This window comes from Aquabacterium sp. OR-4 (genome assembly GCF_025290835.2).
GTDB lineage: Bacteria > Pseudomonadota > Gammaproteobacteria > Burkholderiales > Burkholderiaceae_C > Pseudaquabacterium.
Map to the genome: position 1 here is coordinate 118,752 of NZ_JAOCQD020000002.1, position 23,780 is coordinate 142,531.

11 protein-coding genes are annotated in these 23,780 nt (G+C 72.5%); 6 read left to right on the plus strand and 5 right to left on the minus strand.

Annotation, left to right across the window (positions count from 1 at the left end; translation table 11 throughout):
• The first annotated feature begins 20 nt into the window (after positions 1–20).
• Entirely contained in the window at positions 21–3,389 is a 3,369-nt protein-coding gene (locus N4G63_RS12770) for a glycine zipper domain-containing protein (RefSeq protein ID WP_314599766.1), read from the plus strand.
• A 36-nt stretch (positions 3,390–3,425) separates the two neighbouring features.
• Positions 3,426–4,097, plus strand: a complete 672-nt coding sequence (locus N4G63_RS12775) for a hypothetical protein (RefSeq protein WP_260785862.1) — start codon at positions 3,426–3,428, stop codon at positions 4,095–4,097.
• A 25-nt stretch (positions 4,098–4,122) separates the two neighbouring features.
• On the opposite strand, the gene N4G63_RS12780 is transcribed toward N4G63_RS12775, so the two are convergent.
• Complete coding sequence (locus N4G63_RS12780) at positions 4,123–5,271, minus strand: ABC transporter substrate-binding protein (protein WP_260785863.1); 1,149 nt, start codon at positions 5,269–5,271, stop codon at positions 4,123–4,125.
• Between the two features lie 115 nt (positions 5,272–5,386).
• Positions 5,387–6,589, minus strand: coding sequence for a MerR family transcriptional regulator (locus tag N4G63_RS12785; RefSeq protein WP_260785864.1), 1,203 nt, complete (start codon positions 6,587–6,589; stop codon positions 5,387–5,389).
• Positions 6,590–6,716: 127 nt separating this feature from the next.
• Here N4G63_RS12785 and N4G63_RS12790 point away from each other — a divergent pair, with 127 nt between their 5' ends.
• The 4 genes from N4G63_RS12790 to N4G63_RS12805 are packed head-to-tail and all read left to right on the plus strand — an operon-like array spanning position 6,717 to position 10,827.
• On the plus strand, positions 6,717–7,775 hold the full coding sequence (locus N4G63_RS12790) for an NAD(P)/FAD-dependent oxidoreductase (RefSeq protein ID WP_314599767.1): 1,059 nt from the start codon (positions 6,717–6,719) through the stop codon (positions 7,773–7,775).
• Positions 7,772–7,942 (plus strand): DUF2256 domain-containing protein, encoded by a 171-nt coding sequence (locus N4G63_RS12795; protein ID WP_260785867.1) that lies wholly within the window; start codon positions 7,772–7,774, stop codon positions 7,940–7,942. The genes N4G63_RS12790 and N4G63_RS12795 overlap by 4 nt, the downstream gene beginning before the upstream one ends.
• Before the next feature lie 13 nt (positions 7,943–7,955).
• Entirely contained in the window at positions 7,956–9,572 is a 1,617-nt protein-coding gene (locus N4G63_RS12800; RefSeq protein WP_260786689.1) for a cryptochrome/photolyase family protein, read from the plus strand.
• Positions 9,562–10,827: an FAD-binding domain-containing protein gene (locus N4G63_RS12805; protein ID WP_260785868.1), complete on the plus strand. Its 1,266-nt coding sequence runs from the start codon at positions 9,562–9,564 to the stop codon at positions 10,825–10,827. Before N4G63_RS12800 ends, N4G63_RS12805 begins: the two co-directional genes overlap by 11 nt.
• Positions 10,828–10,882: 55 nt before the next feature.
• On the opposite strand, the gene N4G63_RS12810 is transcribed toward N4G63_RS12805, so the two are convergent.
• From N4G63_RS12810 to N4G63_RS12820, 3 genes are all read right to left on the minus strand, one after another.
• The gene (locus N4G63_RS12810) at positions 10,883–17,503 is read right to left on the minus strand and encodes a YDG domain-containing protein (RefSeq protein WP_314599768.1); all 6,621 of its coding nucleotides are present in this window, start codon (positions 17,501–17,503) and stop codon (positions 10,883–10,885) included.
• Positions 17,504–17,626: 123 nt separating this feature from the next.
• On the minus strand, positions 17,627–21,757 hold the full coding sequence (locus tag N4G63_RS12815; protein ID WP_314599769.1) for a beta strand repeat-containing protein: 4,131 nt from the start codon (positions 21,755–21,757) through the stop codon (positions 17,627–17,629).
• A 10-nt stretch (positions 21,758–21,767) separates the two neighbouring features.
• A complete protein-coding gene (locus N4G63_RS12820; protein ID WP_314599770.1) occupies positions 21,768–23,432 on the minus strand; it encodes a ShlB/FhaC/HecB family hemolysin secretion/activation protein in 1,665 nt (554 codons plus the stop codon).
• Positions 23,433–23,780: the final 348 nt, after the last annotated feature.

The following is a 23,780-nucleotide window of genomic DNA, read 5'->3' on the forward strand; positions in this document are numbered from 1 at the left end:
CAAATCAGCGAGGAGGATCCATGCAGATCGACCCGAACGCCAGCGGTGCCCTGGCTGGCGCCGTGAACGCGGCCACCGCCCAGGCCAACGCTCCGGCCACAGCCCAGGCCAACGCCCAGGCCCCTGCCCTGGCCACCAGCCGCACGCCGCGCTGGTTTCGCCACGCAGCCGCCCGGCGCGAAACGGCGGCGCCCTGGGCCGGCCGAATGCTCAAGCACGGAATGGTGCGCGCGCAGCCGGTGCGCGGGGCCTGGCTCAGCCGCATTCGCGCGGCACTGCAGCAGCGCGCCGACAGGGCCGAGCACGGCGCCCAGTTGCGCCACGAAGCGCTGCGCCCCACCGAAGGCAGCCTGCCGGTGCGCGGCAAGTTCGGCTGGCTCTCGCGCCTGGGCCTGGTGCGCCAGCGCCTGCAAGGCACGGTGGTCAACCTGCAGGCCCAGCAGGCTGCCGCGGCCGATGCCCTGGCCCTGAGCCGCGTCTCCAGCGCCATGCAGCAGCGCTTTGCCGCCTCGGCGTCCGATGCCGGTGCGTTCAACGCCACGCTGCGCCAGGCCTTTGGTGACAAGTTCGACGCCGCCAAGGCCGAAACCCTGCGCCAGCAGGCCCTGGCCGGTGACTTCTCGTGGGCGCCCAAAGTCCAGATCGCCTCGGCCCAGCAACTGTCTGACCTGTCGGGCACCCAGGCCGCCGACGGCGCCGCCCGCGGCGCCTATGTGCAGGCCGAAGACACGATCTACATCAGCCGCGAAACCCTGCACGGCGATGCCGACACCGCCCAGCGCCTGCTCATGGAAGAGCTGGGCCACGCCATCGACGCCCGCATCAACACCGTTGATTCGGCCGGCGACGAAGGCGAGATCTTCGCCAAGCTGATGCATGGCGATGCCGTGAGCGCCCAGCAGCTGGCCGACATGAAGGCCGACAACGACCACGGCACCGTGATGCTCAACGGCCGCAGCGTGCAGGTGGAATACGGCTGGTTCAAGAAGCTGCGCAAGGCCATCTCCGGTGGCTTCAAGAAGGTCGTCAAGGCCGTGGTCAAGGGCACGGTCGGCCTGGTCAAGTCCACCTTCAAGGTGGCCACCGGCCTGATGACGCTGAACTTCCAGCGCGTGCGCGAAGGCTTCAAGCAAGGCGTGCAGGCCGTCAAGACCACCGTCAAGGCCGTGGTGCAGGCGGTCAAGGAGACCACCAAGGCGGTGATCTCGGCCGTCAAGGAAGGCTTCAAGCAGCTGATGCAGAGCAAGCTGTTTGCGGCGGTGCTGATGATCTGCCGCTTCATCCCGATCCCGGTGGTGCAGCTGGCGGTGCGCATCGTCGACGTGGTGCGCGCGGCTTACATGGCCTACCAGGGCATCAAGAACAAGAGCTGGGGTGCGGTGCTGGGCGCGGTGGCCAGCGTGGCCGGCGGCGCGGCCAACATTGCCGGCAGCTTGGGCGCCAGCGCCAGCACGGTGGCCAACATCCAGGCCGTGGCCAGCGCGGCCAGCAAGCTGAACATGGCCTACAACGCCATCGCCAACAAGGACATCGGCGCGGCACTCAGCCTGGCCGGCGGCGCCTTCGGCAGCGGCACGCAGGCCTCGTCCACCCTGGCCACGCTGCAGACCGTGGGCGGCTATGTGCAGCAGGGCCTGGCCGTGCGCGCCGCCGTGCGCGGGGGCGATGCGCTGGGCGCGCTCAGCGGCACGCTGGGCCTGGCCAGTGGCGCGCTCGGCAAGGACCACACCTACGCCGGCCAGATCGCCACCGCCAGCGAGGTGGTGACCGGCCTGCGCGCCGTGCAGGCGCTCAGCCAGGGCAATCTGGACGCCGCGCAAAGCCTGACCCAGGGCATGGCCTCGGCCCAGGCTGCCAGCCAGCAGGCCGACGAGATCAGCGCGCGCCAGCGTGCCGCCGAGCAGGCCCAGCTGCAGGCCAAGGCCGATGCCGATGCCGATACCGAGGCACAGGCCGCCCTCGCCAAGGCCCGGCAGGCCGATGCGGGTGAAACGCCGGCGGCCGTGGCCGCCAGCGACACCGCCCCGGCCGCGCTGGCGCCCGATGACAGCCCGCCGAGCACAGCCGCCACCCCCAGCGCCCCGGCCACCACCGTGGTCAGCCGCGGCCAGACGCTCGAGGCCATCGCCCGCGCCAACTATGGCGACCACTGGCGCGCCGGCCTGGCGCAGATGGCCATCGACAACGGCCTGAAGCTCAACCAGTGGGGCAGCCCGATGCTGCGCGTGGGCCAGGAGCTGGTGATGCCCGACCTGGGCGGCCGCTCCGATGCCGACCTGGCGGCCCTGGCCCGCACCGGCGGCCGCCTGATCGCCAGCAACAGCAACGGCCTGGCGGTGAAGGCCGAGCTGGAGCAGCGTGCGCGTGAAGCCGCGGCGGCCAAGATCGCCGAGGCCAATGCCCTGGCCCAGGCGCAGACGTCGGGCGCCTGGTCGGGTGGCTTCATGCAGGCCAGCTACTCGCCTGGCATGAGCGGCAGCCTGGTGCAGACCGGCTACCAGGGTTTTGGCTCGGGCCTTGGCAGCGGCTCGCCCTCGCTCTACAGCGACGCCAGCAACTCGGTGCCCGGCCCGGGTGGCGTGTGGGCCGCCGGCCAGCATTGGGCCGGCCTCGGGCGGCAGACCCTGGTCGACAACCCGATCCTCATCAAGCGCTGGGAAGGCACCACCAGCGCCTGGACCGGCAAGGGCGGCTTCACCAGCGGCCTGACCAACCTGCTCGAAGGCGGTGGCATCGAGGTGGCCGACCGCATCCACGCCTCACCGGCCGGCTCGCTGGGCCCGCGCTCGGGCGTGTCGTCCGGGGTGGCCAACAACGTCAACGGCGCCCTGGCTGAACAGGCCACGGCCGCGCGCTACAGCTCGCCCGGCACCGTGGTCAGCACCCAGCAGCCGCGGGCCAACGGCCGCATCGTCGACGTGGTGGTCGACGTGCCGGCTGCCGACCCGCGCTACAGCCAGCGCATCGAGATCGAATCGAAGGTGGGCCGCACCGGCCTGGATGGCGCCACCGGCCACATCACCAGCGAAGCCCTGCGCGACGCTGAAGCCCTGCGCGTCAACCGCACGGTGCGCCAGGCCGGCAACACCCTCGAGGTGGTGGGCCGCGTGGCCCGGCCGGTGGGCCTGGCGATGGACGTGATCGAGATCGGCCAGGCCTACCGTGCCGACGGCAACCGGATCGGCCAGAACACCGGCCGCGCGGCCAGCGGTGTGGCCGGCGGCGCGCTGGGCGGCTGGGGCGGCGCGGCGGCCGGCGCAGCCATCGGCACGGCCATCCTGCCCGGCGTTGGCACGGCCATCGGTGCCATCATCGGCGGTGTGGGCGGCGCCTGGGGCGGTGACGCCGCCGGACGCGCCACCTTCGATACAGTGCGCCGAGGCCCCTGAGCACAGGCCGCTTCGTCCCGTCACCCATTGCACGCCATGGCCAGCTGGTTCTCCCGACTCCTGAAACCATCCGAACCGGCCGCGGCCAGCAGCCTGCTGGCCCGCCAACTGGCCAGTTACCCGCCCTGCCCGGCCGCCCACCCGGGCCCGGCCAGCCGGTGGACGGCCGCGCAGGCGGCCGACAACTTTGGGCGCTTCATGCAGCAGCGTGAGCAGCGTCTGGCCGCGCTGCAAGGCCTGCTGGCCGGGCACGGCATCCAGTTCGAGGCCGTGCTCGACCACGGCGACACCGGCCCGCTGCTTGCCGCGCTGCACCAGTGGGCGCTGGCGTGCTGGCCCGGTGTGCGCGGCACGGCCCGCCCCGACCGGCAGGCCTGGCTGGCCAGCAGCCGCAGCGGGCCGCAGATCATGCATGCGCTGCTGCTCGACCTGGCCATCTTGCTGGGCGAGCTGATCGTGCGGCGCCGCAGCGGCATCCGCTGGGGCGTTGACAACAGCGACAGCAGCCGCGACGACGACATGCCCACCTGGCAGCGCGTGGTGCTGCTGGTGGACCGGCAGGCCCTGGCGCGCGAGCCCCAGGTGCTGGATGTGGAAGCCGTGGTCTTCGGCCGCTGGATGCGCATCGACAGCCCCACCGAGCGCCTGGTGGACGACTGGGCCGGCCTGCTGCAGGACGCGGTGGCAGGGCGTTACGAGGCCGCCTGAACGGGCGCCAGGGGCCCGGCCCGGCTCAGTGCCGAAAGCGCCCGTCGCGGTCGACGATGGCGGTGTCGACAAAGCCTGAGCCGGTGTGCTCGGTGGCGGTGTAGCGGAACTTGAAACCGGCGATGTCGAAGCTGGCATCGGCCAGCGCCTGCAGCAGGCTGGCGCGGCTGAGCTTGCGGCCCGGGCGTTTCAGCGCCTCGGCCAGCGCGCGGGTGGTCAGGTAGCCCTCCAGGCTGCCGTACGAAAAATCCTGATCACTGAACGCGGCGCGAAAGGCGGCCTGGTACTCGCGCGTCAGCGCGGTCTTGCGCTCCCACGGGCTGGGCACCACCTGGGTGAACACCATGCCGTGCGCCATGGCGCCCAGGCGCCGCGCCAGCTGGGTGGAGCCCGAGTTCACGCCATAGAACTGCGTGTTCAGGCCGGCCGCGCGGGTGCGCCGGATCAGCCGCTCGAACAGCGCGGCCGAACCGTGGTTGAAGACCATCTCGATGCGCTGCTCGGACAGCTTGCGCACCAGGGCGTCGATCTGCGCATCGCTCACATCGCCGCCCGCCGGCAGGCCCAGCAGCTCGGCCATGCCCAGGCCGCGCGCGGCCAGCCCGGCATTGGCCAGATGCTGGCGGCCCACGTCGGTGTCGGCGTGCAACAGCGCGCTGCGCTGCATGCCCAGGCGCTTGGCATGGGCCAGCAGCGCCATGAACTCGTCGCGGTGCGCCGCCCGCACCGGAAACACCAGTGGCTGGAACGGCAGACGCAGCGTGGGCGAGCCGGCCATCGGGCCGAACAGCGGCACCCGCTTGTCGGCCGCGGCCTTCATCACCGCGTTCGACGGCCCGCCTTCCACGCTGCCGAAGAGGATGAACACGCCCTCGTCGATCAGCTTGCGGGCATTGGCCTCGGCCCGCGTGGCCTGGCCTTCGTCGTCCAGCACCCGCAGCACCAGCTGCCGGCCGGCCACGCCACCGGCGCCGTTGATCTGCCGCAGCGCGGCCTCCACGCCATCGCGGATGGCCACGCCGTAGTCGTTCTTGCCGCCCTGCAGCGCCATGCTCTGCCCGATCAGGATCTGCCGGTCGGTGACGCCGGGGCTGGCCATGCCCTGGGCCTGCGACCCGGTGCTGGCCAGCAGGGCACCGGCACTGGCTGCCCGCAGCAATTGGCGACGGCTCAAGCCCGGTCGGGTGGATCGACTTGTCATGACTGCTCCAGGGCAACTGCACGGCCCCAAGCCGCAGCGCAAGTCGGCAGTCTGACAGTTCGCCATCGGCCCGGCCGGGCCGCGTCCCTCATTCGGGTGCCGGTGGGCCGGGCACGGGGGCCGGCAGCAGCAGGCCCTCGTGGCGAGCCACGTGTTCGAGCGCCAGCTCGAACTGCGCCCGGGCCGTGGCCGCCACGTTTTGCAAGAAGGCATGCAGCTCGGCGTCGGCCCGGCTGCGCTGCCGGCACTGCAGGCTGTAGGCCTCGAAGTGCGACAACTGCATCAGCAGCTCGGCCACGTGGCGCGGGCACTCGCACGCGATGGTCGACGACAGGCCGGCAAAGTCGGCCAGCGCGGCGTCGTCCCAGCGCCGCGGCGGCTGGGGCCGAGGGCCGCTGGCCGCCCAGCCATCGGCCGCCATGCCGGCCGCCGGGGCCTGGGCGGCCGGGCTGCTGCGGGCCTGCAGCGCCTGCAGCCACTGCGCCAGCACCGCATCGGGCTGCGGCTCGCGCAGCAGCGCCATGCCGGCGGCGGCGAGTTCGTCGCACACCGCATCGGCGGCAAAGCGGTAGAGCACCGCGGTGGCCAGGCCGGCCAGCGCCGGGGCCTGCACCGCCGCAGCAGCAGCCCAGCCCGGCTGCAGCTCGGGCGCATGCACCAGCAGCGCATCCACCGGCGGCGCATCCACCGGCTCGGCCGCCAGGGCCGCACCGGCCTGGGCCAGATCGTCAAACGGGCCCAGCAGCTGCACCGGCTGGCGCAGCCCGGGCCACCCACCGGCACGCTGCCAGCGTGCCGCCAGCGCGGGGCCCACCACGGCCAGGCGCCATGGCCTGTGCGGTGCCGGGTGGCCGGCACCAGCGGCGGCACCAGCGGCGGCACCAGCGGCAGCATCCACGGCGGCGTTGCCGGCCGAGGCGGCCCCGTCGCGCCGGTTGGCGGCCAGCAGCCCGGCATGGGTGGCGGCCACGCCCTGCAACTGGCCCATGTCAAGCCCGGCCAGGCTGCCGATGGCATGGCCCAGGTCGCTGAGCTGCTTCAGCAAGGCCAGGCGCTGCACCTCGGCGGCCGAATAAAGCCGCTGGCCACTGGCCGACAGGGCCGGCTGCGACAAGGCATAGCGCCGCTCCCAGACCCGCAGCGTGGCCACCGGCATGCGCAGCATGCGGGCCACCGCGCCGCTGCGGTGCAGAGGCGCGTCGGCTTTCGCGCCGCTGCGGGGCGTCAGCGCCTCATCCGCGGCCAAGGATGGCGGTGTCGGGGGATCGCTCTTGCTGCGGCGGCGGTTCATGCGGGTTCCTTCCTGCATCCTGTCGTCTGGCCAATGACGCCGTTTTGACGCCGAATATCACTGCACAACACCCAGAGAATCGGCCAATGAAACGTGATTGACCCGTCTCAAGCGTAGCATTCGCCGCATGTCGATGCCTGCACCCCAACACATTGCCGTGATCGGCGCGGGCCTGGCCGGGGCCAGCCTGGCGGCGGCGCTGGCCCGGGCGGGGCATGCGGTGCAGGTGTTCGACAAGGCCCGCGGCCCGGGCGGCCGGCTGGCCACGCGGCGTGCCATGTGGGCCGATGCCCGCGGCGTCATCCACACCACCGCGCTCGACCATGGCGCGCCGGGCATCGGCGCCCGCACGGGGCGATTCCAGGCGTTTGTGGCGCAGGCGCTGCAGGCGGGCTGGCTGGCCGAGTGGCAGCCCCGCCTGGCGCCCGACAGCCTGCCGCTGGACTGCGCCGGCCGCCTGATGGTGCCGGTGCCCGGCATGCCCGCGCTGTGCCGCCATTTGCTGGGTGAACTGCCGACGCACTGGTCGGCCCCGGTGTCGGCGCTGCAGCGTGACGCAGGCGGCTGGCAGGTGGTGGTGCCCGACCAGCCCAGCACCCGGCGCTTTGATCGCGTTTTGCTGACGCTGCCTCCGGCCCAGGCGGCACCGCTGCTGGCCCCGCACCGCCCGGGCTGGGCACGCCATGCCGCCGTGACGAACATGCAGCCTTGCTGGACGCTGATGGGCGTGGCCGACACCGCCGCCCACCACCCACTGCACGCCGCCGACTGGAGCCTCGCCCTGCCGCGGCGCGGCCCGCTGGCCTGCGTGATGCGCAGCGATCTGCGCCCCGGCCGCGCCAGGGTGCCGGGCCAGGCGCATTGGGTGGCCCATGCGCGGGCGGGCTGGAGCCGGCGCCGGCTCGAGCAAACGCCCGATCAGGTGCTGGCGCAGCTGCAGGCCGCGCTCGGGGCGGTGCTCGGCCAGCCCGTGGCCTGGCTGCACAGCACCGTGCACCGCTGGCGCTATGCCTTGCCGCCGCGTGCCGCTGGCCAGCCCAGCGAAAGCTGCTGGTGGGACGCCACGCAGGGCCTGGGCGTGTGTGGCGATTTTCTGGGCGGCACGGGCGCCGAGGGCGCCTGGCTGTCGGCGCAGGCCCTGGCCGATGCGGTGGTGGACGCCGCCCCAACGCCATGCCTGCCATGAAATCCGCCGCCACCGGTTTTCGCGGCAACAAGGCCGCGCTGCCCAGCAAACCCTGCCGGGCCTGTGGCCGGCCGATGAGCTGGCGCCGCTGCTGGGCGCGCAACTGGACCGAGGTCAAGTTCTGCTCCGACGCCTGCCGCCAGCGCAAGGTGGCCCGTCATGGCTGAGGCCTGGCTGCCAATGCCCTCGTCGGCGCCGCTGTCGACGCAGCCGCCGGCGCCGCTGCGCAGCCTGGTCATCGTGCTGGGCGACCAGCTCGATCTGGAGGCGGCGGCCTTTGACGGCTTCGATGGCGGCCACGATGCCGTGTGGATGGCCGAGGTGGCCGAGGAGTCGACCCATGTCTGGTCGAGCAAGCCGCGCACCGCGCTGTTTCTGGCCGCCATGCGCCACTTTGCGCTGGCGCTGCAGGCCGCCGGCCGGCCGCTGCACTACACCCAGCTGGATGCGGCCCACACCCTGGGCAGCCTGGCCGCGCAGCTGCAGGCCGACATCGCCCGCCTGCGGCCCGCCGCCCTGCTGATGACCGCCCCCGGCGACTGGCGCGTGCTGCAGGCGCTCAAGGCCGTGGCAGCGGCTGCCGGCCTGCCGCTGGAGATTCGCGAAGACCGGCACTTCTACTGCACGGTGCGCGAGTTTGCGGCGCATGCCCGGGCGCGCAAGTCGCTGCGGCTGAAGTTCTTCTACCGCGAGCAGCGCCAACGGCATGCGGTGCTGATGAACGGTGATCAACCCGAGGGCGAGCGCTGGAACTTCGACACCGAGAACCGCGAGGCCTTCGGCGCCGCCGGCCCCGGCCTGCTGCCGCCACGCACACGCTGCGCGCCCGACGCGCTGACGCGCGAGGTGCTGGCCCTGGTGAACAAGCGCTTCGCCGATCACCCCGGCTCGCTCGACAGCTTTGCCTGGCCGGTCACCCGGGACCAGGCGCTGCAGGCCCTGCAGGCCTTCATCGACGAGCGCCTGCCGCTGTTCGGCCGCTACCAGGACGCGATCTGGCCCGGTGACGCCTGGCTGTACCACTCGCACCTGTCGGCGGCGCTGAACCTCAAGCTGCTGAACCCGCGCGAGGTGGTGGCCGCGGCCGAGGCCGCCTACCGCCGCGGCGCCGTGGGCCTGGCCAGCGCCGAGGGCTTCATCCGCCAGATCCTGGGCTGGCGCGAGTACGTGCGCGGCATCTACTGGACGCGCATGCCGGCCTATCTGGAGGCCAACGCGCTTGAAGCGCACGAGGCCCTGCCCGCCTGGTACTGGACCGGCGCCACCGACCTGGCCTGCCTGCGCGACGCGCTGGCGCAGACCCTGGCCCACGGCTATGCCAACCACATCCAGCGCCTGATGGTGACCGGCCTGTTTGCCCTGATGTACGGCGTGCAGCCGCAGCAGGTGCATGCCTGGTACCTGGCGGTGTACGTGGACGCGGTGGAATGGGTGGAGCTGCCCAACACCCTGGGCATGAGCCAGTACGCCGATGGCGGCCTGATGGGCAGCAAGCCCTATGTGGCCACTGGCAAGTACATCCAGCGCATGAGCCCGCACTGCAGCAGCTGCCGCTACGACCCGGCCCAGCGCAGCGGCGATCGGGCCTGCCCGTACACCACGCTGTACTGGGACTTTCTGATGCGCCACGAGGCCCGCCTGGCACGCAACCCGCGCATGGCGCTGCAGGTCAAGAACCTGGCCCGGCTCGACCCGGCCCAGCGCCAGGCGGTGACTGATCGCGCCGCCGCCATCCGGCGCGGCGAGGTGGGCCCGCTGGCGAGCGCCCCCGCAGCAGCCGCCCGCCATGCCGGATGACCCGGCCCCCACGCTGGCCGCGGCGCAGGCGCGCATTGCCGCGGTGCGGCCCGCGGCCTATGCCCGCACGCGCAATGCGCTGGACGGCGCAGTGAGCGGCCTGTCGCCCTACCTCACCCACGGCCTGGTGTCGCAGGCCGAGGTGCTGGCCGGCGTGAACGCACGCCATCCGCTGGAGATGCAGCACCGCTTCGTGGCCGAGCTGGGCTGGCGCAGCTTCTTCCGCCACGTCTGGCAGCGCCGGGGCGATGGCATCCTGCGCTCGCTGCACGGCGGCGTGTTGCCCGACGATGCCTACGGCGACGAGTTGCCGGCCGACATCCGCCTGGCCTGCACCGGCGTGCCGGTGATCGACCAGGCGGTGCGCACGCTGTATGCCACCGGCCTGCTGCACAACCATGCCCGGCTGTGGCTGGCCAGCTATGTGGTGCATGTGCGCCAGGTGCACTGGCGGGTGGGCGCCGACTGGCTGTACGGCCATCTGCTGGATGGCGACCTGGCCAGCAACCACCTCAGCTGGCAATGGGTGGCGGCCACCGGCAGCCGCAAGCCCTACCTGTTCAATGCCGAGAACGTGGCGCGTTTTGCGCCCGCTGCCTGGCACAGCCCCGGCACGGTGATCGACACCTCGTACGACGCGCTCGCGCAACTCGCCCGCCGCGCGCCGCAGCAGGCGGCCTGGTGGCCGGCCACCGCCCCCACCCCGGCCCCCGCCCCGGCCCCCGCGGCACTGCCGTTGCCGAGCGCGCTGGCCGAGCCGCCACTGTTCGAGACGCCCTCGCGCGCGCTGGGGCTCAGCCCGGCCTCCGCCGCCACGGTGCGCGGCCGCGATGTCTGGCTGGTGCATCCATGGAACCTTGGCGCCCTGCCCGCCGGCCTGCCGCACGACACGCTGGTGATCGGCCTGTACCTGGCCGATTTCCACCAGGCCTGGCCCTGGAGCGAGCGCCGCTGGCGCTTTGTGAACCACCGCATGGCCGAGATCACGCCCCTGCGCTGGCATGCCGGCGCTGCCACGCTGCGCAGCGCGCTGGCGGGTGCGCGCAGCGTGCGCAGCGTGGCCGAACCGCATCTGGCCGCCAGCCTGCCGCGCCTGGCGCGCTGCGAGGCCCCCGCGCCGCTGTTTGCACCGGTCGAGACGGCCTGCGATTCGTTCTCGGCCTGGTGGGCGCGGGCCTCACGCGGCCTGGCCACCGCCAGCGAGCTGCTGGCCGCCCGCGAGGCGCTGGCCGCCCGCAAGGTGCCGGCCGGCTGAAGCAGCACAGCATTCAGCATTCAGCATTCGGCGTCCAGCGTCCGGCTCCCTTCGCTCAGGGCCGCAGCGCCTGAAGCTCGCGGCGCTCGAACAGGTAGTCGGTATTGCCCTCGTGGCCGCCGGCGCGGCTGCTGCCGTACTGCGGCGTCTGTGGAAACTCCTTGACCACGCTCTGGCGGATGCGGCCGAACAGGCTGCCGCCCGCCTGCCAGGCGTCCAGGCCGTCGAGCGCGCGCATGAAGTGCCAGGCAAACACCGAGTGGCCGTTGCGGCCCTGGTCGGCCACCGGCTCGTCGCCGCCGCTGGACATCACCACCACCGCGCGGCGCTTGAGCAGCTCGTCGGCGTCGGTGGCGGTGGTCTGCAGGCGGTCCTGGCCCACCAGACGGCCCGAGTAGCAGCTGTCGGACACCAGCATCACCTGCCGCGCCGACACCGCCGACACCATGCGTGCGATGTCGGCGTTGGAGACCCAGGTGTCGGGCTTGTCGCTGTCGCCGTCGGCAGGCACCCAGAAGCCGGTGTCGGCCCCGTCCACCGGCACCACCACGCCATGGCCGGCGTAGTAGACGATCACCGAGTCGTTGGGCTCGGCCTCGAGCGCCAGCTTGTTGAAGGCCTTGATGATGGCCTCGCGGCTGGCGTTCTCGACCACCGTGGGCTCGTAGCCCAGGCGCAGCTGCAGCATGTCGCGCAGTGCGCGGGCATCGGGGATGGCGCCGCTGAGCTCGGGAATGCGCTTGTCGGCGTACTTGTTGATGCCGATCACCAGCGCCAGCTTGCGCTCGATGGCCGGCAGCGCGGCGCTCTTGACGCGCCGCAGCTTGTCGTCGCGCGCCTTGAGCTGGGCCGCCTTGGCCTGCGCGGCCTGGATCTCGCGCTTGAGCAGGTCGGTGATGATGCAGGCGCCGCTGTCGAGTTCGGCCACGTTGACGCAGGGCCGCACATCGGCCAGCGCAGGGTCTTGCTGCACGCGGTGCACACCGCTGGAAAACACCTTGAGCTTGTAGCGCGCCCGCGCTGCCAGCAGGCTTTGCACCTCGTCGCGCGGCAGGCGCGAGAGATCGAGCTCGGCATAGCCCAGGCCATCGCCCTCGCTGCCCAGGCCGGTGCCCAGGCGCTGGGCCATCGCCGCCAGCTCTTCGGCACTGCGCTGGGCGCCAGCCGCCGCCACGGCGCTGGCCGGCAACGCGGCCTGGTCGCCACTGGCGCGTTCCACGCTGGCCAGTGCGCGCTGGCCGGCGGCATCGGGCGCGATCAGGGCCAGGGTCACATCCAGCACCCGGCCCTGGGTGGGGGTGGACATGGCCAGCAGCGGCTGCACCGCCTGCAGGGCCGCACGGGTGGTCACGGTGTTGGCCTGGGTGGCCGGGTCGGCCGCGGCCGGCGGCGGCGGCGGCGGCGGCGGCGGCGGCGGCGGCGGCGGCGGCGGCGGTGGCGGTGGCGGTGGCGCCTGCAGCAGCAGCGCGCTGGCATTGCCGGGCGCCTGCTCGAAGCGGTAGTTGGCGGCCGCCAGGCCGCTGCCCAGCACCTCATAGCGGCCGGCCGGGCTGGCACTGCTGGCCGGGCTCAGCCATTGCAGCGTGCCCTCGGTGGCCGTGGCCAGCGACTCGCCGGCCACGAAGCCGCTCACGCTGCCGCCCAGGCCGGGCAGCGGCTGGCCGCTGGTGCCGGTGGCCGCGTTGGCCACATAGCTCAGCACCGCCTGCTGGATGGCCGCCTGCAGCGTGCCCGAGACCGCGGGCAGGCGGTAGTTCAGCGCATCGGGGCCGCGCAGCTGGGCGTTCCAGCTGACATCGCGCGCGGCGCCGGCCGCGGCATTGGCAAACTGGCCGCTCAGATCGAGCGTGACCCCGTCGCCCGCCACGATGCCGCCCAGGCCGGCACCCAGCCGGGCGCTGGTGCTGCCGTCGTAGACCTTGGCCTCGGCCAGCAGGTTCAGCAGTTGCGCGCTGGCCGGCTGGATGCCGGCCGCCAGGGCCGGCCACTGCAGCGTGTAGTTGCCGGCGTCGGCGCCGCCCAGGGTCAGGCCGCTCAGCGTGATGGCCTTGCCGCTGCCCACGTTCTTGTCGGCAAACAGGCCCGCGGCCGTGCCCGACAGCGCCACGCTGTCGCCCCCCAGCGCGGCCACGCTGGCGGTGCCCGCCAGGCTGGCGTTGCGGCTGGCGTCGTAGACCTTGTCGAGCGCGCTCAGGCCTTGCACCGCCAGCGGTGCCGGCGTGATGCGGCCGATGGCGCCGCTGGCCGAGGTGCTGAACTGCAGGCCGTAGACCGGGTAGCCAGCCACGCTGTCGGTGACCGTGGCGCTCAGGCCGCTGGCCTGCACCAGCACGCCGTCGCCCACGTTCTTGCTGGCGTACAGGCCGGTGGCGGGCGTGCCCAGGCTCACCCGGTCGATGTCGGGCAGGCCGCTGGCCACCAGGTTGGCGGCGCTCAGCACGGCCACGGCATTGCCGTCATACACCTTGCCCACCGTGCCCTGCAGGCCGATGCTCAGCGTGGGTGCCAGGCTGTAGAGCAGGCCGTTGCCGCTGCCCAGCGGCACGGTGCTGCCATAGGGCGCGTTGTACTGGCGGAAGCCGGCGTCCAGGCCGCCCACGGTGTCGGCGCGCGGATCGGCCGAATACACCAGCCAGCGGCCACCGCCGGTGCGCAGCGCCGCAGCGCCCACCTCGTTGATGAAGGGCCCGGTGCCGGCGGCATCGAGCACGATGGCATCGCCGCTGCCGGCGGCGGCGGTGAGCACCGCCGCATCGCGCAGGCGCACGCCGTTGATGCCCTGCACCACCAGGCGCTGGCCGCTCAAGGGGCCGGCCAGATCGAGGCTGAGCGCCGAGATGTTGAGCTCGCCCGCCGCGCTGAGCGCCGCGTTGCTGCCCTGCACCTGCATCGGCCCGGCGGCCTGCACGGTGAGCGCGCCGCTGCTGCTGCTGAGCGGGCCGGTGATGGTGAGGCGGGCGGTGCTGTCCTGCGTGGTCAGCACCAGGCTGCCGGCCGACAGCGCGCCCGGGTTCAGATCGCCCTGGCGCTGGGTGAGGCTGATCTGGCTGAAATCGGCCCCGATCACGCCGCTGGCGCCGCGCGCGAAGCTGGTGTCCACCCGCAGGCTGCCGCGGCCGGCCAGGGTGCCGCCGTCCAGGCTCAGCTCGGCCATGCCGGCATGGCCATTCAGGGTGAGGCTGCCGCCTCGCAGCTGCACGCGCCCGGCACCGTCCAGGTCGCCCTGCAGCGTGGCCGCGCCGTCACCCGACACGGTGAAGCGGCCACCCAGCTGGGTGGCGCCGGTCACGGTGAGCGAGCCGCCGGAGATGGTCAGCGCGTTGTCGCTGGCCACGGTGAGCGCGCTCACTGTGTCGATGCCGCGGTCGTGCGTGACCGCATGGCCGCTGCTGATGAGCACCGTGTCGCCGCTGCCGGGCAGGCTGCCATCCCAGTTGGCGGGCGTGCCCCAGTCGAGGTTGTTGGCGGCGTTGGTGAACACCTTGGTGCCGCTGCCGGCATAGATCAGGCGCAGTGCCTCGCCCGCGGCCAGGTTGTAGCCGGTGGAAAAGCCCGCCAGCGCGGTGCTGCCGAACAGGCCGCTGGCCGTGCCGCTGGCGGTGATGACCGGCACATGCTCGCTGGCTGCCGGCTGGTAGCCACCGATCAGCTGCGCGCGCAGGCTGCCGCCCAGGCTGAGGTTGCCGTTGACCACCAGGCGGTCGGACGCGCCGGCCGCGGTGCCACCCAGGTCGAGGTTCAGGCTGCCGGTGGCCAGGGCCAGGTTGCCGTCGATGGTGAGCGTGCCGGCCTGCAGATCGCCGCCGGGGCTGATCAGGCCTTGATTGGTCAGGGTGCCCGAGCCGAGCTGCAGCGTGCCCGAGCCCGCCAGCGTGCCGCCGGCCTGGTTGGTGAGGCTGCCCGACACCCCCAGGCTGGCGCCGCTGTCGATCTGCAGCAGGCCGCGCTGGCTGAGCCTGCTGCCGACGCTCCATTGGCCGTCGCGCACCTGCAGGCTGCCGCTGTTGGCCAGCGAGCCCTGGCTCAGCGAATGGGCGCCGGGTGCCGACAGGATCAAGGTGCCGGCGTTGTCGATGCTGGCCGTGCCGGCATAGTGCAGCAGCGGTGACGGATGGCTGGTGCTCAGCGTGATGACGCCGCCGGCCAGGTTGTTCAAGGCGCTGTCACTGCCCGAGACGCCCAGGTAGATCAGGTCGTCGCCGCCCAGGCGCAGCGTGCCGGCGTTTTGCCAGCGCCGGCTGAGGTTCAGGTAGCCCTGGCGCACGTCGGCCAGGTCGATGCTGCTGCTGCCCTGGGTGACGAACGCACCGCTGCCGCTGAGATTGGCATAGCTGCCGGTGACATCGAAGCTGCCGCTCACCGTCACGTCGCCCGAGCCGGTCAGGGTGCCGCTCAGCAGGCGCAGGCTGGGCAGCGTGACGGCCTGGCTGCCGTTGAAGCTGATCGTGCCACCATTCACCGTGAGCTGGGTGGCGCTGAAGTCGAGCGCGCCGTCGACTTGGAGCACGCCACCGCTCACCACCAGCGCGCCGCCCCCCGACAGGCTGGTGCCGCTGGCCAGCTGGCGTGTGCCGCCGCCATGCTCGAGCGTGCTGCCGGCCGCCAGGGCATAGGCGCCCGAATCGCTGCCATTGCCCGAGAGCACCAGGTTGCCGGCGTTCAGGTTCACCGTGCCGCTGTTGCTGAAGGGCACGCTCAGCACATGCCGGCCCGCGGCGTTGTGGTTCAAGGTGCCCTGGTTCACCACCGCCTGGGTGCCCGAGTAGAAAATCCACGGGCTGCCGGCGCTGGTGTCGAGGTTGATCGTGGCCCCCGCCGCATTGGTCAGCGTGAACGTGCCACTGTTGGGGTAGCCGAAGTAGGCAAAGTCATTGCCGCCGAATGTCAGCGTGCCTTCGTTGACCCAGTTGCGGCTGATGCCCAGGTAGCCACCGCTGACCTCGGCCATGTCCACCGTGCTGCTGCCCCGGGTGGTGAGGGTGCCGCTGCCGGTGAGGTTGGCATGGCGCCCGGTCACATCGAACGCGCCGCTCACGATCAGGTTGCCCGCGCCGCCCAGGGTGCCGGCGCTCAGTGTCAGGCTGGGCACGGTGACCGCGGCGCTGTTGTTGAAGTTCAGCGTGCCGCCGCTCACGGCCATGGCCGTGGCGCTGAAGTCGAGCTGGCCATCGACGTTCAAGGTGCCGCCGGTCACGGCCATCGCACCCGAGCCCGACACGCGGGCGCCGCTGGCCAGGCTGCGCGTGCCGCCGGCAATCTCCAGCGTGCTGCCGGGGGCCAGGGCATAGCGCCCCGTATCGCTGCCATGGCCTGACAGCGCCAGGCTGCCCGAGAGGAGGTTCACCGTGCCGCTGTTGCTGAAGGGCACGCTCAGCAGTTGCCGGGCCTCGGCGCTGACGTTCAGCGTGCCCTCGTTCACCACCGCCTGGGTGCCCGAGTAATAAATCCACGGGCTGCCGGCGCTGGTGCTGAGGTTGATCGTGGCGCCTGCGGCATTGGTCAGCGTGACCGTGCCGCTGCTGGGGTAGCCGAAGTAGGCAAAGTCGTTGCCGCCAAATGTCAGCGTGCCTTCGTTCAGCCAGTTGCGGCCGATGCCCAGGTAGCCGCCGTTGACCTCGGCCATGTCCACCGTGCTGCTGCCCCGGGTGGTGAGCGTGCCGCTGCCATCAAGGTTGGCATGGCGGCCGGTCACGTCGAAGGCGCCGCTCACCGTGAGGTTGCCCGAGCCGCCCAGGGTGCCGGCGCTCAGCGTCAGGCTGGGCACGGTGACCGTGGCGCTGTTGTTGAAGTTCAGCGTGCCGCCGCTCACCGTCACCGGGGCGAAGTTGCCGCTGGCCGAGCCGCCGAAGTTCAGCGTGCCATTGCCCACGCCGATGGCCGCGCCGGTGTTGGCCAGGTCGAGCGCGCCTTCGATGGTGGTGGTGCCGCCGCTCACCAGCAGGCTGCCGGCACCGGCCACGCTGGCGCTGCTGCCCAGCACGCGCGTGCCGCCGCCAAACTCGAGCGTGGCGCCGCTGGCCACGTTGTAGCGGCCACTGTCGCTGCCGCTGGCCGACAGTTCCAGCGTGCCGGCGCTCAGCTGCACCGTGCCGCTGTTGCTGAAGGGCGCGCTCACCGTGTGCCGGCCTGCGGCGTTGTGGTTGAGCGTGCCCTGGTTGACGATGGCCGTGCTGCCCGAGTAGTGGGCCAGCGCATTGCCGGCGCTGGTGTTGAGGTTGAGCGTGGCGCCTGCGGCATTGGTCAGCGTGACCGCGCTGCCGCTGGGGTAGCCGATGTAGGCAAAGTCGTTGCCGCCGAATGTCAGCGTGCCTTCGTTCAGCCAGTTGCGGCCGATGCCCAGGTAGCCGCCATTGGCCTCGGCCATGTCCACCGTGCTGCCGCCCTGGGTGGTGAGCGTGCCGCTGCCGGTGAGGTTGGCATGGCGGCCGGTCACGTCGAAGGCGCCGCTCACAACCAGGTTGCCCGAGCCGCCCAGGGTGCCGGCGCTCAGCGTCAGGCTGGGCACGGTGACCGTGGCGCTGTTGTTGAAGTTCAGCGTGCCGCCGCTCACCGTCACCGGGGCGAAGTTGCCGCTGGCCGAGCCACCGAAGTTCAGCGTGCCATTGCTCACGCCGATGGCCGCGCCGGTGTTGGCCAGGTCGAGCGCGCCTTCGATGGTGGTGGTGCCGCCGCTCACCAGCAGGCTGCCGGCGCCGGCCAGCCGCCGCTGCCCAGCACGCGCGTCGCCGCCAAACTGAGCGTGCTGGCCACGTTGTAGCGGCGTCGCTGCCGCTGGCCGACAGTTCCAGCGTGCCCGCGTTCAGCTGCACCGTGCCGCTGTTGCCGCGCTCACCGTGTGCCGGCCTGCGGCGTTGTGGTTGAGCGTGCCCTGGTTGACGATGGCCGTGCTGCCCGAGTAGTGGGCCAGGGCATTGGTGGCGCTGGTGTTGAGGTTGAGCGTGGCGCCTGCGGCATTGGTCAGCGTGACCGCGCTGCCGCTGGGGTAGCCGATGTAGGCAAAGTCGTTGCCGCCGAATGTCAGCGTGCCTTCGTTCAGCCAGTTGCGGCCGATGCCCAGGTAGCCGCCGTTGACCTCGGCCATGTCCACCGTGCTGCTGCCCCGGGTGGTGAGCGTGCCGCTGCCATCAAGGTTGGCATGGCGGCCGGTCACGTCGAAGGCGCCGCTCACCGTGAGGTTGCCCGAGCCGCCCAGGGTGCCGGCGCTCAGCGTCAGGCTGGGCACGGTGACCGTGGCGCTGTTGTTGAAGTTCAGCGTGCCGCCGCTCACCGTCACCGGGGCGAAGTTGCCGCTGGCCGAGCCACCGAAGTTCAGCGTGCCATTGCTCACGCCGATGGCCGCGCCGGTGTTGGCCAGGTCGAGCGCGCCTTCGATGGTGGTGGTGCCGCCGCTCACCAGCAGGCTGCCGGCGCCGGCCACGTTGGCGCTGCTGCCCAGCACGCGCGTGCCGCCACCAATCTCGAGCGTGGCGCCGCTGGCCACGTTGTAGCGGCCGCTGTCGCTGCCGTTGGCCGACAGCACCAGCGTGCCGGCATTCTGGTTGAGCGTGCCGCTGTTGCTGAACAGCACGTTCACCAGCTGCCGGGCCGCCGTGTTGTGGTTGAGCGTGCCCTGGTTGATGACACTGGGCGTGCCGGTGTACAGCGCCAGCGGCGTGGCGGCGCTGGTGTCGAGGTTCAGCGTGGCTCCCGCGGCATTGAGCAGGCTGGGCGAGCCGCCGCTGGGATAGCCGAGGTAGATGAAGTCGTCGCCCGAGATCGACAGGATGCCGCGGTTCACCCACGTGCGGCCCAGGCCCAGGAACGAGCCACCGGCGCTCAGGTTGACCGTGCTGTTGCCCTCGGTGGTGAGCGTGCCGCTGCCGCCCAGGCTGACCTGGCTGCGGTCGACCGAGAAGGCGCCGCTCACGATCAGATCGCCACTGCCGGTCAGCTCGCCGCCACTCAGTTGCAGGTTGGCCAGCGTGATGGCGCTGCCGTTGCCAAGGTTCAGGGTGCCACCGGCCACCTGCAGCGTGCCGCTGCCCGACACGCCGATGCCGCTGGCGAATTGGCGCGTGCCGCCGGTCACGGCCAGCGTGGCGCCGGCATCGATGCGGTAGAGACCGCTGTCGGTGCCGTTGGCCGACAGTTCCAGCGTACCGGCCTGCACCTCCACCGTGCCGGTGTTGGTGAAGGTGTTCAGGTCGATGGCGTGGGCGCCGGTGGCGGTCTGCCGCAAGCTGCCGGCATTGCTGAACACATTGCTGGCGCCGGTGTACACCCGCATCGCGCTGGCCGCCGAGGTGGCCAGCACCACGCTGCCGCCAGCCGCATTGGTGAGCGAGCCGCCCGTGCCCTGCGAATAACCAAAGAAGAGATAGTCGTCGCCAGCCAGGGTCAGCGTGCCGGTATTGGTCCAGGGCTTGCTGACGCCCAGGAAGCCGCTGTTCGCGCGCTCGAGGTTGATGCTGGACGCGCCGCGTGTGGCAAAGCTGCCGCTGCCGTTGATCTCGGCGCTGCTGCCCGACACCGTGAACGGCCCCGACACCAGCACCTCGCCGGTGCCCGAGAGCCAGCCGCCCACCATCGACAGGCTGGGCAGCGTGAGCCGGCTGCTGTTGTCGAGCACCACGCGGCCGCCGTCGATGGTCAGCGCGCCCGGCAAGGCCTCGCCGGTGCCGGCCACGATCAGCCGGCCGCTGTCGGTGCGCACCGTGGTCATGCCGGTGTAGGTGTTGCTGCCGCTCAGCGTGAGCCAGCCGCTGCCCTGCTTGGTGAAGCCGCCGGCACCGCTGATGCGGCCCGAGAAGCTGGTGTTGCTGGACGCGTCGGACACCAGGCTGGCGTCGCCCAGCACCACGTTGCCGGCACCGGCCAGCGCGCCGATGCTGTCGTTGCCGCCCAGCGCCAGGCTGGCGCCCGCCGCCACGGTGAGCGTGCCCAGGTCGGGCAGCTGATCGGCGGCTGCCGTGGCCAACGTGCCCTGGGCCACCGTGGTGCCGCCGCCGTAGTTGTTGCTGCCGGCCAGGGTGAGCGTGCCGCTGCCGGCCTTGGTGAGCCCCTGGTTGCCCGAGATGGCCGACGCCACGGTGCTGTCGCCGCTCAGGGTCCAGGTGCTGGCGCCCATCAGCTGCACCGGGCCCTCGATGGCCAGTGTGCCGGCGCTCAGGGCGCCCGCCAGGCGGTGCGTGCCGCTGCCGCCGTTGTGGCTGATGGTCAGCGTGCCGCTGCCGGCATCCAGGCTGGCGCTGGCGGCCATCTGCACCACGCCAAAGCCGCTGTCGGCCCCGCCGGGGTCGTTGGCCGACAGGTGGATGCCGCTGGCCGCACGCACCGAGCTGTTGACCAGGATGTGGCGGCCGGCCTGCAGCGTCAGGGCGTTGCTGCCCTCCACCGGCGCGTTGACGGTGATGTCGTTGTCGGCCTGCAGCAGCACGTTGCCCAGCGCCAGCTGGGTGTTCAGCGCGCCGGCGGTGATGACGCTGTTGATGCGCGGGTACTGCCCGAACAGCACGCTGCCCGACCCCAGATCGTCGCCCTGGCCCGACAGGTTGGCCCCGGTGGCCGCGATGGTCAGGAACGACGGGTCGAGCAGCAGGCTGCCCGCCGCGCCGGCCACGGCACGCAGATCGGCCAGGCCGTTGAAGCCCAGCTCGCCCTTGCTGGACACCTCGGCAAACCCGCCGTCGCCGCCCAGCGCGCCGCCACGGGCGCGCAGCAGGCCCTCGAACCGAGTCAGCTGGTCTGACCACACCATCACCTGGCCGCCGCGGCCCTGGCCCAGCGCATCGGCCGCCAGCAGGGCCCCGGCGGCCACCTGCACCGTGGCCGCGTTGGCCAGGTCGGTGTCGCGCCCCTGCAGGCCGCCGCCCACGCGGATGCGCCCGCCGCCGGCGTCGCCCGAGGCCTCCACCGTGGCGCCTGCGGCCAGCGCGATGTGCCGGCCCTGCAAAGTCACGTCGCCGCCGCGCTGGCCGACATCGAGACCGCTGGCCTCGGTGCGGCTGGTGGCGCCCAGGCTCAGGGTGTCGCTGGCGCGCAGCACCAGCTGGCCTTCGGCGCCCTGCCCCAGGCTCAGCGCCGACACCAGGCCCTGCTGGTTGACGATGGCGCCGTACACATCCACCCGGCCCCCGGCCGCGGCCAGGCGGCCGAGGTTGAGCACCTCGCCCGCCGGCACCGCCACCCGCACCGCCAGATTGGGCAGGCCGGTGTCCACCAGGTCCACCGCGCTGGCCGCGCCCAGCGCCACCTGGCCGCCCGGGGCCAGGATGTCGCCGTGGTTCTCGACCCGGCCGCCCAGCAGCAGCACCTGGCCACCAAAGCTGGACTGCAGCGCGCCCTCGTTGCGCACCGTGGCGGCCAGGCCTTCATCGGCCGTGAAGCGGTAGCGTTGGGCCAGAAAATCGCTGTCGCCCAGGCGCAGCGTGCTGGACACCAGCCCGGCCACATCCACCCGGGCGCCCTGGCCGAACAGCACGCCGTTCGGGTTGAGCAGCCACACCTGGCCATTGCTGGACAGGCGGCCGAGGATGCGGCTGGGGTCGTCGCCGGTGACGCGGTTGAGCACCTTGCTGGCCGCGTTGGCCTGGTCGAAGCGCACCGAGGCCGCGGCGCCGATGTCGAAGCTCTTCCAGTTCAGGATGGCGCCCGGGCTGTTGCGCACCACCATCTGCTGGCCCGTGGTCTGCACCGCGGCCTGGCCGGCACGCACCTGCAGGCCGGTGGGCAGCGCGCCGCTGGCCAGGGCCGGCAGCGGGCCGGCGGCCTGCAGCAGCAGCGGGCTGGCCAGCAGGCCGGCGGCCAGGATGGCGCGAGCGAGCGGCGTGAGTGCCAGCGGCGTCAGAACCCGAGGACTGAATGCCGGGCGGCGGCGCGCCTGGCCTGGGCGGGCGCCGGCAGCACTGCCGTGGCCGGGGGTGCGGGCGGCGGGATGGACAAGGCCTTGCATGGCATCAACCTCAGAAGTTCAGCGTCAGCGACAGATGGGCGCGCAGATCGCCCTCGCGCGTGGTGGGCGCATCGCGCTGGGCCAGGGCCACATCGAAGCGCAGCGTGGCCTGCTGCCATTGCGCACGCAGGCCGGCGCCCACGGCCGCCAGGTGGCAGCTGGCGCGGGTGCCCAGGCAGGGTGAGCCGCCGTGCACGCGCACCGTGCCCAGGTCGACAAACCCCAGCGGCCGCAGATCGGCGCCGCGCCAGGCCTCGGGCAGCAGGTTGGCGCCCTGCAGCTCGAAGCTCATGCTCAGGCCGGCGTCACCGCTGAGCTCGCGTTCTTCGTAGCCGCGCACCGATTGCGCACCGCCCACGCCGAACATCTCGCCCGAGACCAGCGGCAGGTCGCTCCACTGGCCGCTGGCGCGCCAGGTGGCCTGCCACTCGTCACCCAGCGGCAGCGACAGCTGGCCCGCGCTGCGCATCAGCGCATAGCGGCGCCGGCTGCCGCTGCGGGCAGCCTCGAAATCCTGCGCCTCGCCATGGCGGCCGCCCAGCCCCAGGTTGGCGTGCAGGCCCAGGCTGAAGGACCAGCGCCACTGCGCGGTGGCCTGCGCGGCATAGCTGATCGACACCGGCTGCGCCGACACGCTGGCGCCGGCGCTGCCGCAGGCCTGGCTGCCCAGGCCGTCGATCTGGCAGCTGTTCTTGTTTTCGCGCAGTTCCAGGCCCAGCATCAGGCGCTGGTCGATGTTGCCCTGGCGCGGCAGGTAGACCGACAGGCGCGAGCCGACGATGGTGCCCTTGCCCGAGAACTGCAGATCACCGGCCGCGGTGCCCACCTTGCCGGCATCCACATTGCTCCAGGCGCCGTATAGGTCGACCGCCAGCGCCTGGCCATACAGCGGTGCGCGGTAGCTGCCGCTCAGCGAGGCCACGGCCGAGGTGTCTTGCGGCGCGGTGAGCAGCTCGGCCGCGAACACATGGTCGCGGTCCAGCACATTGGCGTGCTGCCAGCCCAGCGCCGCGCGCCACTGGCCCACCTGGCCGCCGCCGGTGTTGTCGAGCCGGGCATTGAAGCGCGACACCGGCAGCTCGGCCACGCTGAGCGCGGCATCCACCTCGCCAGGCTTGCTGCCCGGCTGCAGCAGCACCTGCACCTGCTTGGCCGGGTTCTCGTTGGCGATCTGGATCTCGGCGTCGATGCGCCGCACATGCGGCGTGGCGCCCTCCGCCAGCGAAGGCAGGCTGGCGCGGATGTTGGCGGCACTGAACTGCTGCTGGCCGCTGAGCACCACCTGGGCCAGACGCCCCTCGACCACGCGGATCAGCACCACGCCGCCGCGCAGGTCCTGCTCGGGCACAAAGGCCACCACGCCGCCATAGCCGGCCTCGCGGTACAGGGCCTGCACCGCCTGGGCCGCCGCACGCAGCCTCTCGAGCGTGGCCGGGCCCAAGAACGGGGCCAGCCGGGCATCAAGCTCGGCACGGTCGAGCAGCGTGGCACCGGCCAGCTCGTAGCGCTGCACATCCACGCTGGGCGCGGTGGCAGCCGCTGCGGCCGCGGCCGTGGGTGTGGGTGTGGCCGCTGGTGCGGCGGCCGATGAGGCAGCCGCTGCCTGGGCCAGCGCCGCCCCCGCCAGCCCCAAGCCGAGCCTCAGCCCCAACATCACCAGGCGGCCAGCGCCCATGCCGGGCACGGCGCGCCGCCCGGCCTCCGGCCCGCGGCTGCCCGCCTGGCGCCCCGTGTGTGTACCCAATCTGCTGTGCAAAACAAGCCTCCCAGCCATGCCCCTGCTCCGAGTGCCGCTTGTATCAATCCGGGGCGGATGCAGCGTCCACTGTTCGTGGGGTGGCGCGGCCCATCCATCCCCCCTGCAGGCGACGCCGGCGCGCCTTCCCTCGCCTTCGGGGCAAACCCTGAGGGTTTTCAGCTTGCCCTGCCAGCCCGGCTTGCCTAAGATCAACCGAACGGTCGGTAGAACTTGAAGCGGCGCCATCGCCCCTCAGGCACCGGCCGGGCAGCCCGCCTGTTTGAG

What these genes read in the sequence shown, in the direction of transcription:
- N4G63_RS12790 (WP_314599767.1), top strand. Translation starts at nt 6,717, where the DNA reads ATGTCGATGCCTGCACCCCAACACATTGCCGTGATCGGCGCGGGCCTG.
- N4G63_RS12820 (WP_314599770.1), bottom strand. Translation starts at nt 23,432, where the DNA reads ATGGGCGCTGGCCGCCTGGTGATGTTGGGGCTGAGGCTCGGCTTGGGG.
- N4G63_RS12805 (WP_260785868.1), top strand. Translation starts at nt 9,562, where the DNA reads ATGCCGGATGACCCGGCCCCCACGCTGGCCGCGGCGCAGGCGCGCATT.
- N4G63_RS12800 (WP_260786689.1), top strand. Translation starts at nt 7,956, where the DNA reads ATGCCCTCGTCGGCGCCGCTGTCGACGCAGCCGCCGGCGCCGCTGCGC.
- N4G63_RS12795 (WP_260785867.1), top strand. Translation starts at nt 7,772, where the DNA reads ATGAAATCCGCCGCCACCGGTTTTCGCGGCAACAAGGCCGCGCTGCCC.
- N4G63_RS12770 (WP_314599766.1), top strand. Translation starts at nt 21, where the DNA reads ATGCAGATCGACCCGAACGCCAGCGGTGCCCTGGCTGGCGCCGTGAAC.
- N4G63_RS12775 (WP_260785862.1), top strand. Translation starts at nt 3,426, where the DNA reads ATGGCCAGCTGGTTCTCCCGACTCCTGAAACCATCCGAACCGGCCGCG.
- N4G63_RS12785 (WP_260785864.1), bottom strand. Translation starts at nt 6,589, where the DNA reads ATGAACCGCCGCCGCAGCAAGAGCGATCCCCCGACACCGCCATCCTTG.
- N4G63_RS12815 (WP_314599769.1), bottom strand. Translation starts at nt 21,757, where the DNA reads ATGCAAGGCCTTGTCCATCCCGCCGCCCGCACCCCCGGCCACGGCAGT.